Below are 24,153 nucleotides of genomic sequence, written 5' to 3'. Positions count from 1 at the left end.
TAATAGTGGTGCCTGACGATGTTCGGTCCCTGGGTCAAGCGAGTGGTCCCGTTTTTTTTATCTGTCCCATCGAGGGGTTTTCGAACTTGCCATAACAATCAGAGATGGATCAATGTGATTATTACCATTATTTCCAGGTAGAGTTTTTGCTTAGGGGTATAGATGAGTGCCTAGAGAGAGTGGAGTTAAAACACTACAAATAGGAAAAAACACAAGAAAAACAATAAATTAAAAAACCAATAAAACACAGGAAGCACACGCTCCCTGTGTTTTTCTTGATTAAGCGCCTTGAAATGCTTTATCTATTTGAATAAGTAAATATTCACGATGGACACGTGTTGAGTCGTTGCCTTTGTTGTATTTGATCATTTTGGCGATGCTTCTTAATTGATGGGTCGCCGCAGCTTGTGACAGATAATCGTAACTGGAGTTACCTTTCATACCACTGACGGCGAGTAGACGGTTCAAATACTCAACCTGTAAGTTCTGGCGATAACTGTTCACTTCACCATTGAGATCAGCCCGGAAAATACCTTTGGTCAGATCGGTTAAAAACTCGTTCAGCTCGTACTCATTACCATAAAGGCTGGAATCTGAAATGCGCGCCAATACCTTTGGATGCATTAAGTGATTCAGTACACTCTTCTGAGTATTGATTACCATTTGATGCAGCTTAGGGTCTTCGTTTTTACCATATCCGTTAAATCCTCGTCGTTGTGGCTGCAAGAAAGCAAACAGTGGCTTCGCATCACTTAAAATGTCTGGGGCAAACAAGTTCTCACCAAGCGTTGTCATTGCCTCTTTTTGCAAGGATTCTTCTACCGGAATAAAGGGTTGAGAAGTGCCATCCTGTCCAACATAACTGCGATCGACATAGATACCGCCAATATAACGGGATACTACACCGGCCTGGTTGGCCCACTCACGAACCAAATAATTTGCCGATGTTAACAGCTGATGATAGTTTCCACCGTCATGCGTGGTGTTGTCTTTCAGGTTAGTAAAGGCTTGCTTAATAAGCTCGAAACGTCCTTGAGCATACTTAACGGCTTCATTCGACATATCACCAATCATGACTCTTGGATCAATATGACGCCCCGGTGCACGCATGTCTTCCGCATCGTTGCCAAAAGCCAGTGCATGCTCCGTCGATCGAGCCAGAATTTGTTGCAATCGAGCTTCTTCCGCTATCGGATCTTCCAACGCTGGTGAGTAACCATACTCAATAACCCAGTGATCATAAGGTCCGGGTTTGGTATCGTAGTAATCGCCTTGGCTCACTCCGGGTGGTGCGATGTTGGCAGACGGATAATCCATCACCGAACCGGTTATAACGCCCTGCGTTTTGCTGGCGTCATGCACATCGGTTGCATTAAACAACTGACTGGCTTTCATATTATGATTCAAACCCAACGTATGGCCAATTTCGTGCAATATCAGACGACGCATCGCCTGTTCCACGAGTTTGTGCTTCATATCAACGTCAAAGCCATTAATATCAGACATTACTAATCCAGCCATCATGGAGTCGTGTAAGCTATGGCCTGCACTGCAATAGAGCTCGTTAGGTGCTTCCGGCATCATTTCTTCAGCAGAAACGCCATCGCTGAACAATGAGGTGTACAACCAGCGATTGCGAAAGTAGGAGTACTCCAGCATGATGTCAGCAGCAATGATTTGCCCGGTTAAAGGATTTGGAACACTGGGGCCATAACCACCAAAAGGCGGGCGTGGAGAAGCCGTCCAGCGTAAAACGTTATAACGTATGTCGCCGGCTTCCCAGTCCGCATCATCAGGCTGTACTTTTACCACCAAAGCATTTTTAAAGCCGGCTTTCTCGAACGCAATATTCCAGGCTTCGCCGGCTTCTTTGATCACATCACGCCATTCGTGCGGGGTGGTATTTTCTATCCACCAAACGATCGGTTCAACCGGCTCGGATATCTCTGCACTCGGATCTTTTTTTACCAATTTCCAGCGATTGATCACATCACGATACGGCGCCCAAGAGTTGGAAGATAAGTCGTCGAACTGCTGATGAAAATATCCTACGCGTGGATCATCACGCCGCGGCGTATAACCATTGTCCGGCAGCTCAATAAACGAGTGTTGCAGTTGAACGGTTACGGTGCGTGGATCCGACACTGCCTTGCTGCCCCGTACCATGGGCGCCTTATTGTCAAATACGTATTCGACGACCACATCACTGTTTTTTGGGTAGCTGCGAACGCCCAAGTATTTGGTTTTTTCCTTACTGAGCCCACCCACTTTAAATTTTGGCTTAAGTTTTTGACCGGGTACTGGTGGTCGAGGCCAGGGTGACACTTTTTCCAGAGTTTCGGAAAGCAAGATGGGATCCAGTTTGATCACATACTGACCTTTCTTTTCGTCATGCGCTTCTATCGACGCGCTGGCGAGGATAGCCGGACTGATATTCGTGCCTTCCGAGCGAGCAATAGCACTGTCTTCATCCAGCACATAGCGAGGCGTTTTGGAGATGATCTCAATTTTGTCGAACACCTTTTTAAACTCGAGCAGCCGATGCGTTCGAAACGCACCCTTGAAGTGGCCAGCATCTAACACACCGTTTACAGTATGCGTATGATATAAAAACGGTTTTTCAAGCTGAGACTCGTGAATGACCATCATCATAGAGCCGGTTTTCGGATCCTGGTAAAAATCAAGAAAGCCTTCGTATTCCGTTTGATTCTGAATCAGCTGAGCAACGGTTTTGTCTTTTTTCTTGTTATCCGCTTTGGCTTTGTTTTCGGCAGCCCTAGCATTACTACTCAATGCTAGGGCAGTGATGACCCCTATGGCCAGTCCTTTAAATCGACTGGATTGATGCATTCGATCCTTCCTCCGGTTGTGTAATCAAAAAAATAAGTATGAGCGTGTTTATATCGAAGGGTAAACGGATGGATCAAGGCGAAAGGGTAACAAAGTGTAAACACCAATAGCGGATCTTCAGAATCCCGGTGCGGCACAGTTTTTTGTTACGTGCTATTTGTTCCTTGTTCGGGCCGTTGCCATTAGTTGGTCTGCCGCCCTCGACGAATAATCCTTTTTCAGTAAGCGGCGGCTGTGAGTGAGATGTTTTTCCGTTGTTTTCACATCACCTGCATTTGCCGCTTTTTTGGCAATTTCCCAATGCAGTTTTCCAAGTTCAGTCAACTGTCGTTGTGCTTTAATTTGTTCAGGATCGACTTTGAGAATCGCGAGGTAGGCTTCTTCGGCATTATTGCCCATTGGTGCACTCAAGCGATTTTGTGCGATCAGTTTTTCAGCGGTTTGGTACAGCGATTTAACGGTCACCCAGTCTAGAGGGTAATAAGCCATAAGTCCCTCTTTTAGTTGAGTTGTAATCTGACGTTCTTTACCGTGATGAACCTCGACTTCCAACTCTGCGGCCAAATGATCTTTACCGAGCATGAGTAGGTGTTTACCTGATGGGAGATTTTCAAAGCGATGGGGCGTTTGAACGTTAAGACGTTTACCGTTCAACTCGATCCACGCACCGGATGGTTGTGAGTCAATAAACAGATCACCGCTACCGGTCGCAAGTTCAAAATGTTTACTGATGATAGTGTCACTTTCAACGTTAACTTTTACCAGGAGATCAGCAAACAGGGGATGGGTGAGTTTTAGTTGATGTTCTCCCGAACGAATGGACTGCCCCAAATAAGGGGTAACACCCACTTCCTGTCCATTCAAAAAAACCCTTGCTCCTGTTGGTACAGACTCGACCTTGATCACGCCTTTCGGCGTATCATCATCAACGGTGTTACTGCGAACCATTGACTGTACGAAGCCATTTACCTTACTCAGAGGCTCTTGTAATTCGTCGCTTTTCCACCAAAGAAGAGCCGTGGTTGTTAACAACAAAACCGCAAGCGCCCACCATTTTTTGGGTATTTTGTTGTCGAAGGAATCGGATATACCGCCAAAATTAAGAACATCGCTCTGAACGGCACTTCGATTTTGATAAAATTCCTCTAATACAAAAGGTTTATTTTCTTCCAGAAGCTCAATCGCCTCAATGAGCTCTTCAGCAGATGAAAACCGATCTTCTCTAGACTTTGCTAATAATGCTTCTAGAAAATCTTGATACAGGGACAAAGAGGGAGGTAGTTCGGGAACAGGTTCGTTAATATGTGCTAAAGCAATCGCAACCGGACTTTCATTATCATAAGGCACTTCACCGGTAAGCATTTCATAAAACACGATACCCAGTCCGTACAAATCGCTACGCCCATCCAAATCCAACCCCTGCGCTTGCTCCGGGCTGATATAGCGAGGTGTACCGATGCTTTCACCCGACTTGGTGACTCTTTTCTGCGGGTTTTTCGTAGTGGCAATTCCTAAGTCGGTCAGTTTGGCGCGACCGTGTTCATCAAACAAAATATTTTCTGGTTTGATGTCTCGGTGAATCAGACCTTTATCGTGAGCATACTTTAAAGCTTGGGCAATCTGCTTGAGGTATAGCAAAGACTGATGCACCGAAAGACCACCGGCGATTTTTTGCTTCAAATCACCGCAAGGTAAGTATTCCATTACGTAAAAATGAATATTCTTTTCACGTCCAACGTCATAAACAGTAACAATGTGAGGATGAACAAGGTTAGCTGTCGAAAGGACTTCGCGCTCAAAACGAGTCACCCAGTCCTGATCACGTGCCATATCCGATGGCAACACTTTTAACGCAACTTCACGATGCAAAGCAGTATCTTCGGCAAGATAGACATCGGCCATACCTCCTTTGCCGATTTGGCGAATGACTTTAAACTTGCCTAACCTGGTATTTGCAGCAATCATAATTTCGCTTGTCGTTCAGAAATTTGGCTCTGACACGCAATGAGAGTGTCGCTTCAGTTTTAAAGAGGAAACACCGAAAGACCAATACCAAGCTTAGGCGCCGTTAAAGAGGCTTGCCATTGAATTTTAAAATCAATAGTCTTCCTTGACCCCTAGATGACACAAAATACCATCCAGTTCGTCAAGATTATTGTAACTGAGCACCAGTTTTCCTTTGCCTTTGGGGGAATGTTGAATCGCCACCGGAGCGCCTACTTTTTCGGCTATTTGCTGTTCCAGTTTACTAATGTGAGGATCCACTTCTTTCTCTGGATTATTTACCGCAATCGGATTTAACGTTTTACGCACCAATTTTTCCGTTTCGCGAACCGTTAACCCTTTGGCAACAACCTGTCGAGCAACGTCCGACTGTTTTAACTTTTCCAATGAAAGCAGGGCGCGCGCATGCCCCATCTCAATATCGCCGCGCTCCAATAAGGTTTTACAAGGGTCCGCTAGCTGCAATAACCGCAACAGATTGGTTACTGTGGTACGGCTTTTTCCGACGGCATCAGCGGTTTGTTGATGGGTTAACCCAAATTCATCCATCAGTCGTTGTAATGCGGTAGCTTCTTCAATGGCATTGAGATCTTCACGTTGAATGTTCTCTATCAAAGCCATGGCAATTGCGGCTTCATCGGGTACTTCTTTCACCAGTACCGGCACTTCCGACAACTGCGCGATTTGCGATGCTCGCCAGCGACGTTCGCCAGCAATGATTTCATATTTATTATTGCCTACCGTACGTACGACTATTGGTTGGATTATCCCTTGCGCTTTAATGGACTCGGCCAATTCTTCGAGCGCTTCATCGGTCATGATTTTTCGCGGCTGGTATTGACCAGGCTGTAAATACTCAATGGGCAGTTTTCGTAACTCGCCTTTGTCCGCTTTTTCTGAAGTGTCAGTGTGACCTTGATTGCCGCTTGCGTCCTGCGACTTATTTTCGGCAATTTTTTTGCTAATGAAGGCGTCCAGTCCGCGTCCCAGTCGTTTGCTCATGCTGCTTGTATCCTAAAAGAAAATTAGTGAGTGGCTAAGGCGGTATTGGTTTCTTGTTCCTGTCGACGAATGATTTCGCCCGCTAGCGCTAAATAACATTTTGCACCCGCAGAAAGTCGGTCATATTGTAATGCCGGCATACCGTAAGAAGGCGCTTCGGCTAAGCGTACATTTCGCGGAATCACACTGCGATAAACCTTGTCTCCAAAATATTCATGCAGCTGGCCCGATACTTCCGTAGCCAGTCGGTTACGAGGGTCATACATGGTGCGCAATATGCCTTCGATTTCCAGCTCGGGATTCACGTGCTCGACAATTTGATTGATGGTGTCCATCAAGGAAGATATGCCTTCCAGCGCATAATATTCGCATTGCATCGGGATCAACACGGAGTCGGCGGCAACCAGAGCGTTAACCGTCAACATATTCAAGGAAGGAGGGCAGTCAATAAAAATGTAATCGTAGTTGTGGCGAATTTGATCGAGCGCCGACTTCAGGCGCGACTCCTTGTCTTCCAGCTTTAATAAATGAACATCTGCAGCAGAAAGATCGCCATTTGCCGCAAGTAAATCAAACCCACCGTTTGCAGCCGGCTGTATCACTTGTCCCACCGGCAACTCTCCCAGCAGCACATCTAAAACATTTTGCTCCTGCTCGTTTTTGTCGAGCCCACAACCACTGGTGGCATTACCTTGTGGATCGAGATCAACCAATAATACTTTACGCTTAGTGGCTACCAAAGAAGCTGCAATATTAATACTGGTGGTGGTTTTTCCCACCCCGCCTTTCTGGTTGGTGATCGCAATAATTCTTCCCACGATAAACCTCGATATTCGATGCTGTTAAATTTTTTCTAATGTAATTAAGTGCCGTGCTGCGTCGAGTTTCGGCACTTTTAAAGGTTGCACTTGGCAAATCCGAATGTTTTTCGGCAATTCGTCCAGTTCTTCAGTGCTGTTGTCACCCTTCATGGCTTGCCATACACCTGAGTCGGCCAATAAATGTTCGGTCAACTTGACCATTTTTGCTAAGTTTGCAAATGCGCGACTGACGATCACATTAAAGGGTTTGTCAGGTTGCCACTGTTCAACCCGGGTGTCTAGCACCGTAACCTGCTTTAATTGCATCTCAAAAACTAACTGTTTGAGATACCGTGTTTTTTTCCCGTTACTGTCGAGCAAAAAGAATTCACGATCCGGCTCCAGTATGGCCAATGGAATACCCGGAAATCCGGGACCTGTACCAACATCGAGCAAGCGACCCGATCGTAAATAAGGTGCAATGGATAATGAGTCTAGTAGATGCAAAATGATCATCTGCTGAGGATCTCGAATCGCCGTTAAGTTATACGCCTGATTCCACTTAATCAGTCTTTCTATAATTTGGTCAAATTGGTCCAGTTGCTGCTCGCTGATGGTCAGGCCCAGTTGGTTTACCCCTTGGGCGATAATCGACTTGGTATTCATTAAGCAGACTTTCTTAGTAGATTGCGTTTTTTCAGGTGGACCAATAACAGAGAAACCGCAGCCGGCGTGACTCCCGATATTCGTGATGCCTGACCAATCGTCTCCGGCTTGGTGGATGCCAGCTTTTGCATCACTTCCGCTGACAACCCTTTAACCTCACTGTAATCGAAGTTTTCAGGAAGAGGAGCATTTTCGTAACGCAAGCTGCGCTCAATTTCATCCTGTTGGCGGCTGATATAACCGGCATATTTAGCCTGCACTTCCACCTGCAGTGCAACTTGTTCGTCTCCAACGCCAGGACCAACCCCTTCAATACTCATCAATTTTTGGTAATCCAACTCAGGGCGTTTTAATAAATCCAACAAACGAGCTTCACGCGTAATGGGCCGCTCTATAAAAGAGTCGAGCGCATTTGCTTGAGCGGATGCGACCTGAATAAAAGAGCGCTCCAATCGAGCGGTTTCACTGCGTACAGCTTCCATTTTTTCACTGAATTTTTGCCAGCGATAATCGTCAACCAACCCTAACGCTCGACCTTTCTCGGTCAGTCGAATGTCGGCGTTGTCTTCGCGCAATAACAGTCGGTATTCTGCACGAGACGTAAACATTCGATAGGGCTCTTTCGTGCCAGAAGTGATGAGATCGTCCACCAAAACACCTAAATAAGCTTGGTCGCGACGTGGTGACCAGCTTTCTTTATCTTGCGCTTGCAGTGCCGCATTTAAACCGGCCAATAATCCTTGGGCGGCCGCTTCTTCATAACCCGTGGTACCATTAATTTGACCAGCAAAAAACAAGCCTTGAACAAACTTGGTTTCCAAGGTGTTTTTCAAATCACGAGGATCGAAAAAGTCGTACTCAATGGCGTAACCCGGGCGAGTGATAAAAGCATTCTCAAACCCTTTAATCGAGCGAACAAATTGCAGCTGCACATCAAACGGTAAGCTAGTAGAAATACCATTAGGGTAAACTTCATGGGTATTTAACCCTTCTGGCTCAATAAAGATTTGATGGGACGCTTTATCAGCAAAGCGCATGATTTTATCTTCTATGGAAGGGCAATAGCGTGGACCAACACCTTCAATTACACCGGAATACATGGGGGACCGATCCAAGCCGCCGCGAATATGTTCGTGCGTTTGTTCATTGGTGTGGGTGATCCAGCAATTGATTTGCTGCGGATGTTGTTCGCGCGAACCTATAAAAGAAAACACCGGAGTCGGGGTGTCACCAGGTTGAGCCTCCAAACCATCAAAGTTAATGCTCTTGGCATCGATTCGTGGGGGAGTCCCAGTTTTAAGCCGATCGACACGAAAAGGTAATTCACGCAGACGCTGAGCCAACGCAATGGAAGGCGGATCGCCCGCTCGACCACCACTGTGGTTTTGCATACCGATATGGATCACCCCACCGAGAAAAGTTCCGGTGGTAAGCACCACTGATTTGGAACGAAACTCCAGTCCCATTTGAGTCTTAACACCGACAACACGATCTTGTTCGACAATTAAATCATCCGCTGCTTGCTGAAATATTTTTAGATTCGCTTGATTTTCAAGCGCTTCACGCACAGCCGCTTTGTATAAGGCACGATCGGCCTGAGCACGTGTTGCTCTTACAGCAGGCCCTTTGGAGGCATTTAAGGTACGAAACTGAATACCACCAAGATCGATAGCACGAGCCATTATCCCACCCAATGCATCCACTTCTTTCACCAAGTGACCTTTACCAATACCACCAATGGCCGGGTTACAGCTCATCTGACCCAGAGTTTCGATATTGTGTGTTAACAACAGTGTGTTGGACCCCATGCGAGCCGCGGCCAAAGCCGCTTCGGTGCCAGCATGACCACCACCAATCACAATCACATCAAAATGCTCAGCAAAACGCATCATATATTTGCAGCTCCAGGAAAACGGGCGCCGATCTTACCTGAGTTTGCCTAAATTTTGAACGTTGTCTAAACATTTATTCTGTATATCTGCTATAAATTAAGGTAACTTATTGATTTATGGCCTTAAATTAGCGATTCCAGCGAAAATCACCAACAATAAATTGACAGGAAAACTCTCATGCTGCGAAAGCTGTTCCGTATTTTTTTATTACTCGTATTACTGACCGCAACAGTCGGCTTTTTCGGCTGGTACCGTCTGGGCGAAGCCATTGAAGCCGCCGCTCGAGAGTTACCTACTGGCGTAAACCTCTCTTATCAACAGCGCTATATTGATCATCGTGGCGTGTTAGTGTTGACCGAACCCAAACTCAGCCACCCGGAATACGGCACTTTTTTATCGGCCGATAAATTTACTTATCAACCTGAAGACTGGACCGAGTTTTTTTCGTTGAAGGACAACTTAATTCTCGGAAAGTACCCGGAAAACGGTCAATTTACGCTGGATAACTTTTCATTTTCGATCAGTGCATTTGAACGACACAAACAACATGAAAGTGGTATTAAGTTTTTACAGCTACTGGCACAAGGTTGTGGCGACAAACGAGACTTTAATTTCATTGATCTCATGAACAACGACGTAAGTTTATTGACAGGCAACTTCGATCTCGCCTATCAATTCAATGCTATTGGCGCGAACTTGAAAATGCAAAGCAGTATTTACTTAACAGATTTTGCGGCTTTTGAGTGGCAAATGGAGCTAAACGATGTAATTCATGCTAGCGCTAAATCACCCTACTTAGTTTATGGCCAGTGGATCATGTTTGATCCTACATTTTTAAGTTTACGCGATAGTTATTGCGCAGAAATCAATGAACAATCTATCGATCAATTCAAGCAACATCACCTTAAAAAAATGCTGGTATTTCTCGAAGAAAAAGGGGTTACGTTAACACCTTCCTTTATAAACCATTATCGTAAATTCGTTGAGCAGCCCGAAAATATAGCGTTAACGTTCAGCCCACAAACCGGAATACGCAAACATGAACTGTCTGAATTAGGCTTCGATAACTTGATCAGTGCTTTGGGGATAAGTTTCAATATAAACGGTCGAGCCGTCGCAGAGGTTATTGACAAAGTCGACGAAAGTAAAACACCCGCCAAACAACAAGCTGATCAGCAACAGTTAAAGAAAGAAGATCCCCCGAAACCCCAACTGATTAACCCTTCGGTTTCACAACTAAAACGCTGGGCGGATAAATGGGTGATTTTAATTGATGAAAACAACAAGAGTTACGAAGGTCGAATTCTTTCGGTAAGTGACAGACGCGTCAGGTTACAGATTCGTACTTCTGGAGGTTATGCTGAGTTGAATTTCAAACCCCGCGAAATAAAGAAAGTGATTGAACAGTAATGGTGCTCGAATAAAGAGCGTGCTTTAAATGTAGACTAACCTTTACGAAGTTAATGTATCGTGAATGACGCTGACTGCTTTGGAGTTCTTACAAATATTAAGCCAAGTTTCAAAGTCGTCGGCTGGAAAAGGTTTTCCAATGAAATAACCTTGACCAATATCACAATTCAACTTACTGATTAATGAGAGAGTGTGTTCATCTTCGATGCCTTCGGCAACCACTCTCAGATCTAGACCTTGCGCTAACAAAATTATCATTCGTATAAGATGTTTATCTTTAAAGTTTTGAGTTGCTTGTTTAGTGAAGGACTGATCGACTTTTAGTTCATCAGCAGGAATGTTTTTTAGATATTGCAGTGATGAAAATCCAGTACCGAAGTCGTCGATAGAAATATTCACACCAACAACATTACGCAACTCATCACAAATCTCACACGTTAATGTTAAGTTGTCCATAAGTACACTTTCTGTAATTTCCAAAACAACATTACTGGCTTTGACTCCCCATATACCAATTGCATTTTTCACTTCATCGGTTAATGTGTTTTTACTAAAACAAGCGCCAGAAATATTGATCGCGAGTTTAAAATCAGGAACAGCTTGATTTATAACTTTTAACTGACGAAGGCCATTTTGTAAAATCCACTTTGTCATTGGAATAATTTGGCCAGTTTGTTCAGCAAAAGGTATAAAAACATCAGGAGGAACGACGCGATCATTTAATTCCCACCGAATCAAAGCTTCCGCACCGACTACCTGGCCACTTTTTAATGACATTTTAGGCTGTAAGTAGAGTTTTAACTCATCGTTTTCTATTGCATTATTTAGATCGTTTTCGAGTGTTTGATTATTAAAATTTGATTTCTCTTCTGGATATAAAACAACGCACTCCTCTAAACCCGTGAGTGCTTTTTGAAGCGCTAGTTCGGCGAGCAAACACAAATCAAGCGGCGATGGTTTTTTAGAGTCTAACAGTCCAACACCAATAGCAGGATGAATGGCTATCTTATTTTTATCGACCGTTAGCGGCTCCTTAAAAGCTCCAACAATTTTTTCTGCTGCAAGGTGACCAACAAAAGTACTCGGTAAAAACGGCAGTATAACTGCGAACTCATTACTTCCGGTTCTCACCACTAAGTTTTCAGAACGAGAAAGCTCTTGCAGCAATCGATAAACCTCAAATAATATGGCATCACCTTTTTCGAAACCGAGCGCAGCATTAATATTACTGAGTCTTTTTACTTTCAACAGTAAAAGTCCAAGCTCTTTCTTATGTTCAATGGTTTGCTTAATGTTTTCGTCAATGAGCTTTTGAAGCACCAGCCTTGATTTAATATCTGGTAGAATAAGACTCATTGCGCTACCTTAAAAATCATAAGTAGAAATCATCTAAATCAATACAATAATCATCTGGGTCAACGCACTGCTTAATATGTACCATCTCCTCTTTAGGATCTTGCTTGGAAAGATCAATAACAAACGGTTGGCGTATGTGTTTTTTCTCACTATTGATCAAACACATCACTTTGGGGTGCAAACGCTGCCTTCGTCCTTCTGCAATGACAACCGCAACCACTCCATTGGTTAACTCAACGATACTTCCAACAGGATACAGCCCGATGGCTTGTATAAATTCATCAACAATTTCTGTTTGAAAATAAATATCTCTCCAACTATAAAGCTTTTTAATGGTTTCAGCGGGCGATAATGCATTCGCATAATACCTTACTTTTGTGATCGCATCGTAACAATCCGCTATGCCAGCAATTCGCGCAAATACAGGAATACTTTCGCCACTCAAACCTTTAGGGTAACCATTACCTGAAAAGCGCTCATGATGACACTCCACAATTTCGATCACTTCTTGTGAGATACCCGGTGATTTTTTTAACGTTTCGACGCCGTAATAAACGTGTTTTTTTACCAATTCGAATTCTTCTTGGGTTAATCGTTGTTGTTTTTTTAATAAACTGGGATTAAGTTGTGCTTTTCCGATATCACACAGCACACTACCTAAACCGATACAAAGTAAGTCCTTTCTCGCAAGACCTAATTGGCGTCCTAACGCGACTGCCCATACAGCAGTTCCTAAAGCGTGAGCGTATTCATAAGAGCCTTGTTTACGTAACTGAGTTAACCAAATTAATGCATCAGGATTTCGAATGATACTGCCCACCATTGAGTCGACGGACTCTTTCACATGAATTGCATCAATTTGCTTTCCGTGTTTCGCAGACTTATAAAGTTCATCAAAAGTGCTTTCTACGTGCTTTTTAATCGATTTTGCTTTGGGGATTTCTTCCTCAATAGAAACTTCATCGTTATATTGTTTACTCTTGTAGTTCCTTACGGTTTCACTAAGCTTTTTAGAGTCCTTATTAGGTGAGGGTATGCTTTTTAAGTTATTTCTAATATTCGAACTTACGGTATCAAAATCGACAAAGACGAATTTACAATACTCAGCAAGCAAATCAATTTCGTCTTGTGAGTGTATGGTAAACCCTTGGATTAAAAATGGAGTATCTAGCCAAGGCCTGTCTAATGAGGCAACAAACATACCTTCTTTTAGATCGCTTACCGCTACCTCTAAAGTTTTTGATGTTGTTTGAGGCATTACCTACAGCTCCACCTTACTAATTTTCAATAAAAAAGTATGGTACTTAAAAAATATACAGATAAATAAGTATAGGTGAAGATCGCCAGAATAGAGGTAAAGAGCAAAATCAAAAACCTCTTAATGAGATAAGTATGATTATTTTCCGATACAAAAGCTTGAAAAAATACGTCCGAGCAGATCGTCGGAGGTAAACTCGCCGGTAATTTCATTCAGTGCATTTTGCGCTAATCGTAGCTCTTCGGCCACCAGTTCACCGGCATTAAACTCCACTAACTGTTGATGCGCTTGTTTTACTTGCGAAAGCGCTGTATCGATAGCGACGATGTGCCTGCGTCGCGCCATGAAAACACTGTCGTTTCCTGCTTGATAGCCCATACAATGTTTTAGATGTTGCTTCAGCAAGTCCGTGCCGACTTGCTCTTTGGCACTGAGCAGAATTTGGGTGGTACCGTCTGGCTCTTCAATCAATGCCGGATTGACGTTAACCAAATCGCACTTGTTATTCAAAATGGTTACAGGTGGTAACTGCTGAATGTTTTTCGATAATTGTTGCAACACCTGTTTTGCGGTTGCAGCCGGATCCGGTTCCGTCATCTCAATCACTAACAACAAGCGATCGGCCTGTTCGATTTCTTTCCAAGCGCGCGCAATTCCTATTTGTTCGACCTGATCGCTGGCTTCACGTAATCCGGCAGTATCGATAATATGAAGCGGCATGCCATCGATATGAATGTATTCTTTCAACACATCGCGAGTGGTTCCGGGAATATCGGTGACTATCGCGCTTTCTTTACCGGCTAGGGCATTAAGCAAACTCGACTTTCCCGCATTAGGTTTGCCTGCCAAAACAACGTTCATACCATCACGGAGAATCGCACCTTGCTGTGCCTCTTGCTGCAAAGTCGTTATCTCTTCAATCAGCAATTCTAAATCAGCTTGAACTTTACCGTCCGACAGAAAGTCAATTTCTTCCTCTGGAAAGTCAATGGCGGCTTCGACATACAGTCGGAGCTGAATTAAGAACTCAACCAAACGATGCACACGATTGGAAAATTCACCCTGTAAACTCTTTAAAGCACTTTTTGCTGCTTGCTCAGACGATGCATTAATCAGATCAGCAATGGCTTCGGCCTGTGCCAAATCGATTTTATCGTTTAGAAATGCTCGCTCAGAAAATTCGCCAGGATTGGCCATGCGCGCACCGCTCTCAATCAGTCGCTTGATCAATATATCAAGCACCACTGGCCCACCGTGCCCTTGTAATTCAATAACATCTTCGCCGGTAAAGGAGTGGGGTGCTTTAAAGTAAAGAGCAATACCTTGATCGATAACGGTTTCATCTTCAAGGTGAAAGTCTAAAAAAGTCGCGTGTCGGGGTTTGAGGGAATGCCGAACAACCGAATGAGCGATCGTGAGTGCTCGCGTACCAGAAAGACGAATAATACCCACACCTCCACGACCAGGAGGTGTGGCTAACGCGACAATAGTATCTCGTTCAGATCCCATGATTGTAAGAAATTCGACGCATAAAAATTAAGCCTTTTTAGCGTTGTATTCTTTTTCGATCTTATTTGTGATGTACAGCTGCTGTGCAATCGACAATAAGTTATTCACTAACCAGTACAGCACCAATCCAGCTGGGAAAAATATGAAAAACACAGTCATCATGACGGGTAAAAACTGCATGATTTTTTGCTGCATGGGATCCATGGTAGCCGCTGTTGGTTGCAGTTTTTGCATTGCCCACATGGACACCCCCATCAGAATCGGCAAAATGAAATAGGGATCAGCCGCTGATAAATCGTGGATCCAGAGCGCAAAGGGCGCATGCCGTATCTCGAAACTCTCCAGCAGCACCCAGTAAAGCGCAAAGAATACCGGCATTTGAATGATCAGCGGCAAACAACCGCCCATCGGATTCACTTTTTCTTTCTTATAGAGTTCCATCATCGCCATCGACATTTTCTGCCGATCTTCACCGTAACGCTCTTTTAGTTGTAGCAACTTAGGTTGCAACATTCGCATTTTAGCAAACGAGCGGTACTGTGCATTTGCCAGCGGATAAAGCAGCAATTTAACCGTAACCGTGACCAGAATGATCGCCATACCCCAGTTGCTGACAAAACCCTGGAAAAATGTCAGTATCCAGAATAGTGGTTGGCCAATCCACCAAAATATTCCATAGTCCACCGTTAAATCCAGTCCATCTGCTAGTTTTTCAAGTTGCTTCTGATCTTTTGGTCCCAAATAAAGAGTTGCACTGGTTTTTTGCTTACCATGTGGACCCACTTCAATCCAAGGTTGCTTAATTCGGATCACGGAAATGCCGCTGGATTTAAGAACCTGAGTGCTAATTTCGTTAATCGCTGTTTGATCCGGTATCCATGCAGAAACAAAATAATGCTGCAAATACGCAACCCAACCCGCTTTGGTTTTAATATTCAGGTTGGCTTCATCCATATCATCAAACTCGTATTTTTCGTAACGAGTTTCTTGGGATGAAAAAGCAGCGCCGGTATAAGCCTGAATGCCAAAAGCTTGTGAGCTTTCGCCTGCGACAAAACGATCTCGGTTAAATTGGCTCATCATACGATAGCTTTTGGCTTCGTCGGTTGGATTACTCACTTCATAGGTGACAGAGATACCATAACGACCATGCTTCAAGGCAAAAACCTTCCTAAATTCAACCCCTTCGTCATTGGTCCAGCCAAGAATCAAGTGCTTACCATCTTTCGTGTCTTTCTTTTCCAGTACTTGATATTGCGCTCGGCCTTTCGCAGAGTCCGGGCTTTGCTCCCCGAGTAGCGCACTTTTTGCAACAAAGGTTCGATTGGCATCACGAACCAAAAGCTGAATTTTGTTTTCCGGTTGATTGAGTTTTTGATTGAATTTCAACAGACGCGCAGTGACCACATCACCTCCAAGCGTGTCAATTTCCAGATTAAGTACATCGTTACTAAAAGACACTAATGAAGTGGCGGTAGCGCCATTTTGTTTGATGCTGACTTGAGGACGTTCGGTAGGGATGTCTGCTTCTGTTGTACTTCCTCCAAAGTCAGATTCGAAAGACGAGTCAGACGGATACTCCTTATTCGGAGCCACCGCTTCAGAAGGTTGAGCAGATACTTTGGGGGCATAATCGGTTTGCCACTGTTGATAAAGCAAGAAAGTAATAAAGGCAAGTGCCAGCAATAGAAAACCGCGTGCTGATTCCATAAGATTTATTCTCTGTTTTAAAGCTTGTGTTTGTGGTTACAACCCCAATGAAAATTCTCAGGCACTGGATCAATGCCACCTGGGTTTAAAGGGTGGCAACGCCCAATTCGGCAAATCGTCAACCAAAAACCTTTTCCCGCACCGTGCTCATAAAGGGCCTGAATGGCATAATCCGAGCAGCTGGGATAAAAACGACAATGATTTCCCCAAAGTCGACTGAGACTTCGTTGGTACAACTGAACAATGAAAATCAGCAATTTTTGCATACTTTCAGGACCTTTCGCCACAAATGTTGCAAAGACGAGTCAATTTCTGCTCGTTCCATCTGATTAATATCACGTCGAACCATAACAACGAAATCATAATTAGGAAGTTGCTTTTGGTGGATCCGGAAGGATTCGCGGATTTTGCGTTTAATCAAATTACGATTGACCGCTAGTTTAACCTGCTTTTTAGCGATTGCCAGCCCTAAACGCGGGTGTTGGTATTGGTTTTTTCGAGCAAGCAAAGTAAATGCTTTATTGCCAATCCGAACTGGCTTTTCAAAAACAAAAGAATAGTCTTTTGCCCTTAAAAGACGAAGCTCTCGCGAAAACGTACAGGATCCGGTGTTCGAACCCATCATCGTTCCAGCAAGAGCCTACTTTAAATCTAAATAGATGCGAATCTATTAAGCGCTAAGTACCTTTCGGCCTTTGGCACGACGACGAGCCAAAACTGCACGACCGTTTTTGGTAGCCATTCGCGCTCTGAAACCATGAGTGCGCTTACGCTTTAAATTACTAGGTTGAAATGTACGTTTCATTGTTAAAAACCCGCGATAACTGTTTTAAATGTCGGCTTCCCAATTCGGGAAAGGGGCGGAATTCTAGCTGAAGCGCGCACAGAGATCAATTGATTATTGAGCAAATATCACCCGAAAGACGAAGACCCGTAAATAAAATTTTCAATAACCAAACTTGAGACACAAGATGGTGCAGGCTTATCTTCTATATAGCACTATATCTGGTATGTCGAATAGATTCTGTGGAAAACTTTTTATCCATCTTAGAACTCTATGTTGTAGAAATACAAAAAATTACTGAAAGCTTGGCATAACTTTTCAAAAAGCATTTCAAAGTTTTCTCACAAACAATTCACAACCGCTATTTTATTTATTTTTAATAATAAAAATAAAAGATCTTATTAAGATCTATTATTACTACCATGTAAAGCTGTGAATAAGATTTATTTAAGTCGAAAAAACAATAAGTTAGACACTTAATAAGTATGTCATTAAAGGTAGAATAAGCGAGGTAAAAGATTGGTATAAAACTTGAGTAAATTTAATCTTAATAAGATTACTCTAATTACTCACAAGAAAACTACAGTTAAACAGTATAAAAGTGCCTATAAAGAGCCTACATAATTTTCAAATAGTGTAAAATATAGCCAGACTGGTTTTTATGCGAATATTAAACTTTCAAAAATATTGTGGAAAAGTGATGGATCCTCCATTATTTTCGATCTAAACTCTTATTCCTTTTTCAAAAGCAAAATAAAAAACACCGTTTTGGGGAGTCTCGATTTTGGACGCAAAGCACTGGCATTACTGTGCTGAAAAATTAAAGGATGAACTGGCACCTACGCAGTTTAATACCTGGATCCGTCCATTAAAAATTCAAGAAAATCAAAGTGAAATTTTGGTCTCAGCACCTAATCGCTTTGTTCTTGATTGGGTAACTGAAAATTATTTAAATAAAATCAACCAGTTACTTAAAGAATTTGATCAACAAACACCTAAAAGAGTTAAATTAGTTATAAATAACGGTTCTTCACAAGTAATTAATCAAAACATTGTTTCTAAAAAACCAGAACCTAGAGCGGCGAGACAACCAACCGAAAGAAAAAATATTCAAATAGAGCACCGTTCTAACCTTAACACCGAATTTAGTTTCCAGAAGTTTGTAGAAGGGAAATCGAATCAATTAGCAACAGCTGCTGCTAAGCAGGTCTCTGAAAATCCAGGGTCAGCTTATAATCCATTATTTATTTACGGCGGTGTTGGGCTTGGAAAAACCCATCTAATGCACGCCGTCGGCAACCTAATTCTTGAAAATAAGCCTAATGGTAAAGTGATCTATTTACATTCCGAACGCTTTGTCGCTGACATGGTTAAAGCGTTACAAACGAATACTATTGATGAGTTTAAACGCTATTATCGCTCAGTTGATGCTCTACTCATCGATGACATTCAATTCTTTGCAAATAAAGAACGGTCACAAGAAGAGTTTTTCCATACTTTCAATGCTCTGCTCGAAGGAAATCAACAAGTTATTCTAACCTGCGATCGTTATCCAAAGGAAATTGACGGTGTCGAAGAGCGGCTAAAATCCAGGTTTGGCTGGGGGTTAACGGTATCAATAGAGCCTCCAGAACTTGAAACTCGGGTAGCCATTTTAATTTCGAAGGCCGAAGCGTCCGGTATTAAATTACCAAATGAAGTCGCTTTTTTTATTGCTAAAAGAATTCGGTCAAACGTGCGCGAGCTAGAAGGCGCTTTAAAGCGAGTAATCGCCAATGCTCAGTTTACAGGAAAACCAATCACTATCGATTTCGTAAAAGAAGCTTTAAGGGATCTAATAGCCGCGCAAGATAAACAGATTTCAATTGAAAATATACAAAAGACGGTTGCTGAATACTATAAAATCAAAGTTGCTGATTTGCTTTCAAAACGTCGTAGTCGCTCTGTAGCCAGACCACGACAAATGGCAATGAGCCTAGCCAAGGAACTCACAAGTAAGAGCTTGCCAGAAATTGGTGATGCGTTTGGCGGAAAGGATCACACGACAGTGTTGCATGCTTGTCGAAAAATCAAAGAGTTAAAGGATGAAAATCTTGATATAGAAGAAGACTTCACTAATCTTCTTAGGATTCTAACTAGTTGATAATTAAGGTTTAATATGAAACTGGCGCTTACACAACAGTCACTTTATGGGCCACTGCAATTGATCAGTGGTGCTGTCGAAAGACGGCAAACATTGCCCGTTTTGGCTAACGTGTTACTACAAGTAGAAAATGGTGAACTTTCAATTACTGGCACCGATCTTGAGGTAGAAATGGTAGCACGCATCTCTTTGGACGGAGACGCACAACCCGGTGAGGTCACTGTGCCAGCAAAAAAGCTGGTCGATATAGTAAAAAGCATTCAAGCAGATGAGTTGATCCGGCTGGAACTGGTTGAAAATAAAGTAAAGTTGTCAGCTGGTAAGAGTCGTTTTACGTTATCGACACTACCAGCCACTGAATTCCCGAATCTTGATGAATCACTCGGTTTAGTCGATATTAAGCTAAATGTTGAAGAATTAAGAGGTGTCATAGCGAATACCCAGTTTGCGATGGCTCAACAAGATGTTCGGTACTATTTAAATGGGATGTTATTTGACATTATTCCGGAAAAGAAATTAATCGCCGTAGCGACGGATGGTCATCGTTTAGCAATGTCCAGTACCGATATCACCAGCGATGTCAGCGAAAGACAACAAGCTATAGTTCCCAGGAAGGGGGTTTTGGAATTGAATCGGTTTTTGTCCAGTGTGGATGAAGAAGTACAACTGCAAATCAGTGGTAATCATATCAGAGCATCTAGCCAACACTTTTCTTTCACATCAAAGCTTGTGGATGGAAAATACCCTGACTACGACAAAGTTCTGCCTCGAGGAGGTGATAAACTTGTAGTTGCAAGTCGAAACCTCTTTAAGGATGCTTTACAAAAAGCGGCGATTTTATGTAATGAAAAATTTCGCGGTGTTCGCTTTAATCTTGCAAATGGTTTAGTAAGAGTGCACTCGAATAACCCTGAGCAAGAAGAAGCTGAACTAGAGTTGGAGGTCGATTATAACGGGCCAGAGTTGGAAATTGGGTTTAATGTTAATTACATGCTCGATGTTCTCAATACTGTGTCCAGTGATAATGTAAAGCTGACTTTTTCCGATGCAAACAGCAGCTTGTTGGTAGAGGAATTAGAGGGCTCTTCCAGTGTTTACGTTATTATGCCGATGAGGCTTTAGAGCAGCTGAATGCTCATCGATCTGATTCGAGTAAGTAATGTCCGGAATATTACTTATTCGGAACTGGAGTTTCATCCAAAACTCAACATAGTCACCGGTGATAATGGTGCGGGAAAATCCAGTTTACTGGAGGCGCTTGCGTTACTTTCAAACGGAAAATCCTTTCGCAGCCGTAATATAAAATCGGTACTTTCTTTTCAACAAAATGAGCTCACCTTATTTGCTCGAGCATTCCACAGTGACACTCAAATCAATATTGGGCTAAAGCGTAACAAAGATGGAAGTTTTAATGCCAAAATTAACGGTGAAAAATGCAATCGTTTAGCAGAAATCAGTCGTATGCTTCCCGTCTTTGTGGTTTATCCAGGCTTTTACGAAGAGTTTGCAAAAAATCGAAGCGGACGATTAAGGCTATTGGATTGGGGATTGTTTCACGTGGAACATCCATTCTACCTTCATTGGCGCGCTTATCAGGATACGTTAAAACAGCGAAATGCGCTTTTGAAGCAGATAAAACAACGTGAAGCCAGTCAAAGTCAATTAAGCTATTGGGACAAACTTTTAGTAGAAAATGCCTTAAAAGTTGATGCCATAAGAAAAGAATACGTTGATTCATTAAATCAATATTTTAAACAGGATATTGATTTTCTTTCTCACTTCCAAACCAATTTAACTTTGGACTACAAGTCTGGGTTTAATGATTCAAAAGGGTTAGAACAAGCAATCGTTGAACAGCGCGATTACGACATCATTAGAGGGACTACTCAAAGTGGCCCACATCGTGCCGATCTTCAAGTTCGGCACGATACAATCAACGCTTTAGACATAGCGTCGCGAGGGCAGCAAAAGTTGCTCATTAACCGAATAATTCTGTCGGTTTTAAGGTTGTTTCTCAAAAGCCGTTCTTCACGCTGTTTAATATGTATTGATGATTTGCCTGCTGAGCTGGATAAAGAAAACCAAGCTCGCTTATTAGAAGCCTTGATGAAGCTAGAGCATGCTCAATTGGTGTTAACTGCGATTAATCTAGACTCACTTCCCGAGGCTATTTCAGGGTATAATAAGCGGATGTTTCACGTGGAACATGGTTGTTTCCAGGTGCTATCCGATTAAAACAAAAAGGTAGTTATATGTCAGAGAATTCCGAATACGGCTCATCCAGTATTAAAGTTTTGAAAGGCTTAGACGCGGTTAGAAAGCGTCCTGGGATGTACATTGGTGACACCGATGACGGAACTGGATTGCATCATATGGTGTTTGAGGTGGTCGATAACTCGATCGATGAAGCCCTTGCCGGATACTGCAATGATATAAAAGTAACCATACACACTGACAACTCCATCACGGTTTCCGATGACGGTCGAGGTATACCTGTTGATATCCACCCTGAAGAGGGCGTATCAGCCGCACAAGTTATTATGACGGTGTTGCATGCGGGTGGTAAGTTTGATGATAACTCCTATAAAGTTTCTGGTGGTTTACATGGCGTGGGTGTTTCTGTTGTTAATGCTTTATCGGATGAGCTTAAGCTGACCATTCGTCGCCAAGGAAAAATTCACGAACAAAAATACCACTTGGGAGAGCCTTTATCTGAACTGAAGATCGTTGGAGACTCCCAGCAGACGGGAACTGAAATTCGTTTTAAACCCAGTACAGAGATATTCACGAATATAGAGTTTCATTACGATATTTTGGCCAAACGACTAAGAGAGCTCTCTTTTCTTAACTCTGGTGTATCGATTCTATTAAAAGATGAGCGAAGTGGTAAAGAAGACCATTTTAAATACGAAGGTGGGATCCAAGCGTTTGTTGAGTATCTAAATCAGAATAAAACGCCCATCCATCATCAAGTCTTTCACTTCACCACTGAGCGTGAAGAAGATGGCATCGGTGTAGAAGTATCTATGCAATGGAATGACGGTTATCAGGAAAGCATTTACTGTTTTACTAATAACATTCCGCAACGGGATGGCGGAACACACTTAGCGGGTTTTCGTGCCGCGTTAACGCGTACTCTTAATACCTTCATCGAAAAAGAAGGATTGAATAAAGGAAAAGTTAACACTTCTGGTGATGATGCTCGAGAAGGGTTGACCGCGGTGATATCGGTTAAAGTGCCGGATCCAAAGTTTTCCTCGCAAACGAAAGATAAACTGGTATCTTCTGAAGTGAAAAGTGCTGTAGAGCAGGCCATGGGAGAAAAGCTTAGCGAGTACTTGTTAGAAAACCCCACTGAAGCCAAAATGATCGTAAATAAAATGGTAGATGCGGCACGTGCACGCGAAGCAGCTCGCAAAGCGCGTGAAATGACACGTCGAAAAGGCGCTCTGGATATTGCCGGTTTACCTGGAAAGCTCGCAGATTGTCAGGAAAAAGATCCTGCTCTTTCTGAACTCTATATCGTGGAGGGTGATTCAGCGGGTGGATCGGCCAAGCAAGGTCGAAACCGTAAAAACCAGGCTATTCTGCCGCTTAAGGGTAAAATTCTTAATGTTGAAAAAGCGCGCTTCGATAAAATGCTGTCCTCTGCAGAGGTCGGTACATTAATTACCGCTCTTGGTTGCGGAATCGGTCGCGATGAATTTAATCCGGAAAAAATACGATACCATCGTATTATTATCATGACCGATGCTGACGTAGACGGTGCGCATATCCGAACCCTGTTATTGACCTTTTTCTATCGCCAAATGCCGGAAATCATTGAAAATGGCTACGTTTATATTGCTCAGCCTCCTTTATATAAGGTTAAAAAGGGCAAACAAGAAACCTACATTAAAGACGATTTAGCGCTTGAAGAGTATTTAACAAACCTGGCACTGGACGACTCCTCTTTGTATGTAAACGCTAATGCACCGGCTTTGTCGGGAACCGCTTTGGAATCGCTTGTTTCTGAGTTTCGATTGGTAGAAAGTCAGATCAATCGACTTGCTCGAATCTATCCAGCTGAAGTTTTAAAAGCCTTAATTTATTTGCCTAAATTGAATGTTGAACAACTTAATGAACTAGAGCAGGTGAATAACTGGAGTGATGCGTTACAAGAGTCTATCAATCATGATAAAACCGCGGGAGCGGTACGCTACGAAGTGTCCGTTGTCGAGGACAAAGAGCGTCATATCTTTATACCCCAGGTGAATGTGATCCATCATGGTTTAGAAAACTTGTATCCTCTTGATCATGAGTTTTTTGGATCGAATGATTATTCAAAAATAACCTCGTTAGGCAATAAAGTTGCCGGATTAATTGAAGAGGGTGCTTACATTAAGCGCGGCGAACGAAAGCAAGAAGTGGATAGTTTCGAACAAGCTCTAGAATGGCTAATGCAACAGTCTCGACGCGGACTTAATATACAACGATACAAAGGCTTGGGAGAAATGAACCCCGATCAACTTTGGGAAACCACCATGGATCCGGAAACACGTCGGATGCTTCAGGTTACCATTGAAGATGCGGTGGGTGCGGATCAGTTGTTCACTTGCTTGATGGGCGATCAGGTAGAACCTCGAAGAGAGTTTATTGAAAGTAACGCACTTGCCGTCGCTAATCTTGATGTTTAACCAAGTCGTCCTTTAATAATATAAGCTTCAACGGTAGGTAATCGATGTTCGTTGAAGCTTTTTAAATTTTAAATCGTTACAATATAATGACAC

At 42.9% G+C, this 24,153-nt stretch carries 18 protein-coding genes; 5 read left to right on the top strand and 13 right to left on the bottom strand.

The window, feature by feature from the left end:
• Positions 1 to 279: 279 nt before the first annotated feature.
• From ACTUJY_RS06535 to mnmG, 6 genes are all read right to left on the bottom strand, one after another.
• Positions 280 to 2,850, bottom strand: a complete 2,571-nt coding sequence (locus tag ACTUJY_RS06535; protein ID WP_463615262.1) for a zinc-dependent metalloprotease — start codon at positions 2,848 to 2,850, stop codon at positions 280 to 282.
• 153 nt (positions 2,851 to 3,003) lie between these two features.
• A complete protein-coding gene (locus ACTUJY_RS06530; protein WP_463615261.1) occupies positions 3,004 to 4,815 on the bottom strand; it encodes a protein kinase domain-containing protein in 1,812 nt (603 codons plus the stop codon).
• 132 nt (positions 4,816 to 4,947) lie between these two features.
• Positions 4,948 to 5,856, bottom strand: coding sequence for a ParB/RepB/Spo0J family partition protein (locus ACTUJY_RS06525; protein ID WP_463615260.1), 909 nt, complete (start codon positions 5,854 to 5,856; stop codon positions 4,948 to 4,950).
• Between the two features lie 23 nt (positions 5,857 to 5,879).
• Positions 5,880 to 6,674, bottom strand: coding sequence for a ParA family protein (locus ACTUJY_RS06520; protein ID WP_463615259.1), 795 nt, complete (start codon positions 6,672 to 6,674; stop codon positions 5,880 to 5,882).
• A 24-nt stretch (positions 6,675 to 6,698) separates the two neighbouring features.
• Positions 6,699 to 7,322 (bottom strand): 16S rRNA (guanine(527)-N(7))-methyltransferase RsmG, encoded by a 624-nt coding sequence (gene rsmG, locus ACTUJY_RS06515; RefSeq protein WP_463615258.1) that lies wholly within the window; start codon positions 7,320 to 7,322, stop codon positions 6,699 to 6,701.
• The gene (mnmG, locus tag ACTUJY_RS06510) at positions 7,322 to 9,211 is read right to left on the bottom strand and encodes a tRNA uridine-5-carboxymethylaminomethyl(34) synthesis enzyme MnmG (protein ID WP_463615440.1); all 1,890 of its coding nucleotides are present in this window, start codon (positions 9,209 to 9,211) and stop codon (positions 7,322 to 7,324) included. The genes rsmG and mnmG overlap by 1 nt, the downstream gene beginning before the upstream one ends.
• A gap of 180 nt (positions 9,212 to 9,391) precedes the next feature.
• Here mnmG and ACTUJY_RS06505 point away from each other — a divergent pair, with 180 nt between their 5' ends.
• The gene (locus ACTUJY_RS06505) at positions 9,392 to 10,624 is read left to right on the top strand and encodes a hypothetical protein (protein ID WP_463615257.1); all 1,233 of its coding nucleotides are present in this window, start codon (positions 9,392 to 9,394) and stop codon (positions 10,622 to 10,624) included.
• Positions 10,625 to 10,666: 42 nt separating this feature from the next.
• Here the strand turns inward: ACTUJY_RS06505 and ACTUJY_RS06500 are convergent, their stop codons facing one another.
• From ACTUJY_RS06500 to rpmH, 7 genes are all read right to left on the bottom strand, one after another.
• Positions 10,667 to 11,980: a putative bifunctional diguanylate cyclase/phosphodiesterase gene (locus ACTUJY_RS06500; protein ID WP_463615256.1), complete on the bottom strand. Its 1,314-nt coding sequence runs from the start codon at positions 11,978 to 11,980 to the stop codon at positions 10,667 to 10,669.
• A gap of 16 nt (positions 11,981 to 11,996) precedes the next feature.
• Positions 11,997 to 13,238, bottom strand: coding sequence for an HD-GYP domain-containing protein (locus ACTUJY_RS06495; protein ID WP_463615255.1), 1,242 nt, complete (start codon positions 13,236 to 13,238; stop codon positions 11,997 to 11,999).
• Positions 13,239 to 13,376: 138 nt separating this feature from the next.
• Positions 13,377 to 14,747: a tRNA uridine-5-carboxymethylaminomethyl(34) synthesis GTPase MnmE gene (mnmE, locus tag ACTUJY_RS06490; RefSeq protein ID WP_463615254.1), complete on the bottom strand. Its 1,371-nt coding sequence runs from the start codon at positions 14,745 to 14,747 to the stop codon at positions 13,377 to 13,379.
• A 27-nt stretch (positions 14,748 to 14,774) separates the two neighbouring features.
• Complete coding sequence (gene yidC, locus ACTUJY_RS06485; protein ID WP_463615253.1) at positions 14,775 to 16,457, bottom strand: membrane protein insertase YidC; 1,683 nt, start codon at positions 16,455 to 16,457, stop codon at positions 14,775 to 14,777.
• A 17-nt stretch (positions 16,458 to 16,474) separates the two neighbouring features.
• On the bottom strand, positions 16,475 to 16,723 hold the full coding sequence (gene yidD, locus ACTUJY_RS06480; RefSeq protein ID WP_463615252.1) for a membrane protein insertion efficiency factor YidD: 249 nt from the start codon (positions 16,721 to 16,723) through the stop codon (positions 16,475 to 16,477).
• The gene (gene rnpA, locus ACTUJY_RS06475; protein ID WP_463615251.1) at positions 16,708 to 17,079 is read right to left on the bottom strand and encodes a ribonuclease P protein component; all 372 of its coding nucleotides are present in this window, start codon (positions 17,077 to 17,079) and stop codon (positions 16,708 to 16,710) included. Before rnpA ends, yidD begins: the two co-directional genes overlap by 16 nt.
• 48 nt (positions 17,080 to 17,127) lie before the next feature.
• Positions 17,128 to 17,262 (bottom strand): 50S ribosomal protein L34, encoded by a 135-nt coding sequence (rpmH, locus tag ACTUJY_RS06470; RefSeq protein ID WP_109764645.1) that lies wholly within the window; start codon positions 17,260 to 17,262, stop codon positions 17,128 to 17,130.
• Between the two features lie 763 nt (positions 17,263 to 18,025).
• Between rpmH and dnaA the strand changes: the two genes are divergently transcribed.
• The 4 genes from dnaA to gyrB are packed head-to-tail and all read left to right on the top strand — an operon-like array spanning position 18,026 to position 24,060.
• On the top strand, positions 18,026 to 19,384 hold the full coding sequence (gene dnaA / locus ACTUJY_RS06465; protein WP_463615250.1) for a chromosomal replication initiator protein DnaA: 1,359 nt from the start codon (positions 18,026 to 18,028) through the stop codon (positions 19,382 to 19,384).
• Between the two features lie 15 nt (positions 19,385 to 19,399).
• Positions 19,400 to 20,506, top strand: a complete 1,107-nt coding sequence (dnaN, locus tag ACTUJY_RS06460) for a DNA polymerase III subunit beta (protein WP_463615249.1) — start codon at positions 19,400 to 19,402, stop codon at positions 20,504 to 20,506.
• Positions 20,507 to 20,515: 9 nt separating this feature from the next.
• Positions 20,516 to 21,619: a DNA replication/repair protein RecF gene (gene recF / locus ACTUJY_RS06455; protein ID WP_463615248.1), complete on the top strand. Its 1,104-nt coding sequence runs from the start codon at positions 20,516 to 20,518 to the stop codon at positions 21,617 to 21,619.
• A 17-nt stretch (positions 21,620 to 21,636) separates the two neighbouring features.
• A complete protein-coding gene (gene gyrB / locus ACTUJY_RS06450; RefSeq protein WP_463615247.1) occupies positions 21,637 to 24,060 on the top strand; it encodes a DNA topoisomerase (ATP-hydrolyzing) subunit B in 2,424 nt (807 codons plus the stop codon).
• The last annotated feature ends 93 nt before the right edge of the window (positions 24,061 to 24,153 follow it).

The organism is Pleionea sp. WD8-19 (assembly GCF_055326765.1).
The sequence above is the reverse complement of the archived record's forward strand: the minus strand, read 5'-3'. Positions and strand labels throughout refer to the sequence as shown.

What these genes read in the sequence shown, in the direction of transcription:
- rnpA (WP_463615251.1), bottom strand. Translation starts at nt 17,079, where the DNA reads ATGGGTTCGAACACCGGATCCTGTACGTTTTCGCGAGAGCTTCGTCTT.
- dnaN (WP_463615249.1), top strand. Translation starts at nt 19,400, where the DNA reads ATGAAACTGGCGCTTACACAACAGTCACTTTATGGGCCACTGCAATTG.
- gyrB (WP_463615247.1), top strand. Translation starts at nt 21,637, where the DNA reads ATGTCAGAGAATTCCGAATACGGCTCATCCAGTATTAAAGTTTTGAAA.
- ACTUJY_RS06525 (WP_463615260.1), bottom strand. Translation starts at nt 5,856, where the DNA reads ATGAGCAAACGACTGGGACGCGGACTGGACGCCTTCATTAGCAAAAAA.
- rpmH (WP_109764645.1), bottom strand. Translation starts at nt 17,262, where the DNA reads ATGAAACGTACATTTCAACCTAGTAATTTAAAGCGTAAGCGCACTCAT.
- ACTUJY_RS06530 (WP_463615261.1), bottom strand. Translation starts at nt 4,815, where the DNA reads ATGATTGCTGCAAATACCAGGTTAGGCAAGTTTAAAGTCATTCGCCAA.
- ACTUJY_RS06495 (WP_463615255.1), bottom strand. Translation starts at nt 13,238, where the DNA reads ATGCCTCAAACAACATCAAAAACTTTAGAGGTAGCGGTAAGCGATCTA.
- ACTUJY_RS06500 (WP_463615256.1), bottom strand. Translation starts at nt 11,980, where the DNA reads ATGAGTCTTATTCTACCAGATATTAAATCAAGGCTGGTGCTTCAAAAG.
- mnmE (WP_463615254.1), bottom strand. Translation starts at nt 14,747, where the DNA reads ATGGGATCTGAACGAGATACTATTGTCGCGTTAGCCACACCTCCTGGT.
- mnmG (WP_463615440.1), bottom strand. Translation starts at nt 9,211, where the DNA reads ATGCGTTTTGCTGAGCATTTTGATGTGATTGTGATTGGTGGTGGTCAT.
- recF (WP_463615248.1), top strand. Translation starts at nt 20,516, where the DNA reads ATGCTCATCGATCTGATTCGAGTAAGTAATGTCCGGAATATTACTTAT.
- yidD (WP_463615252.1), bottom strand. Translation starts at nt 16,723, where the DNA reads ATGCAAAAATTGCTGATTTTCATTGTTCAGTTGTACCAACGAAGTCTC.
- ACTUJY_RS06505 (WP_463615257.1), top strand. Translation starts at nt 9,392, where the DNA reads ATGCTGCGAAAGCTGTTCCGTATTTTTTTATTACTCGTATTACTGACC.
- ACTUJY_RS06535 (WP_463615262.1), bottom strand. Translation starts at nt 2,850, where the DNA reads ATGCATCAATCCAGTCGATTTAAAGGACTGGCCATAGGGGTCATCACT.
- rsmG (WP_463615258.1), bottom strand. Translation starts at nt 7,322, where the DNA reads ATGAATACCAAGTCGATTATCGCCCAAGGGGTAAACCAACTGGGCCTG.
- yidC (WP_463615253.1), bottom strand. Translation starts at nt 16,457, where the DNA reads ATGGAATCAGCACGCGGTTTTCTATTGCTGGCACTTGCCTTTATTACT.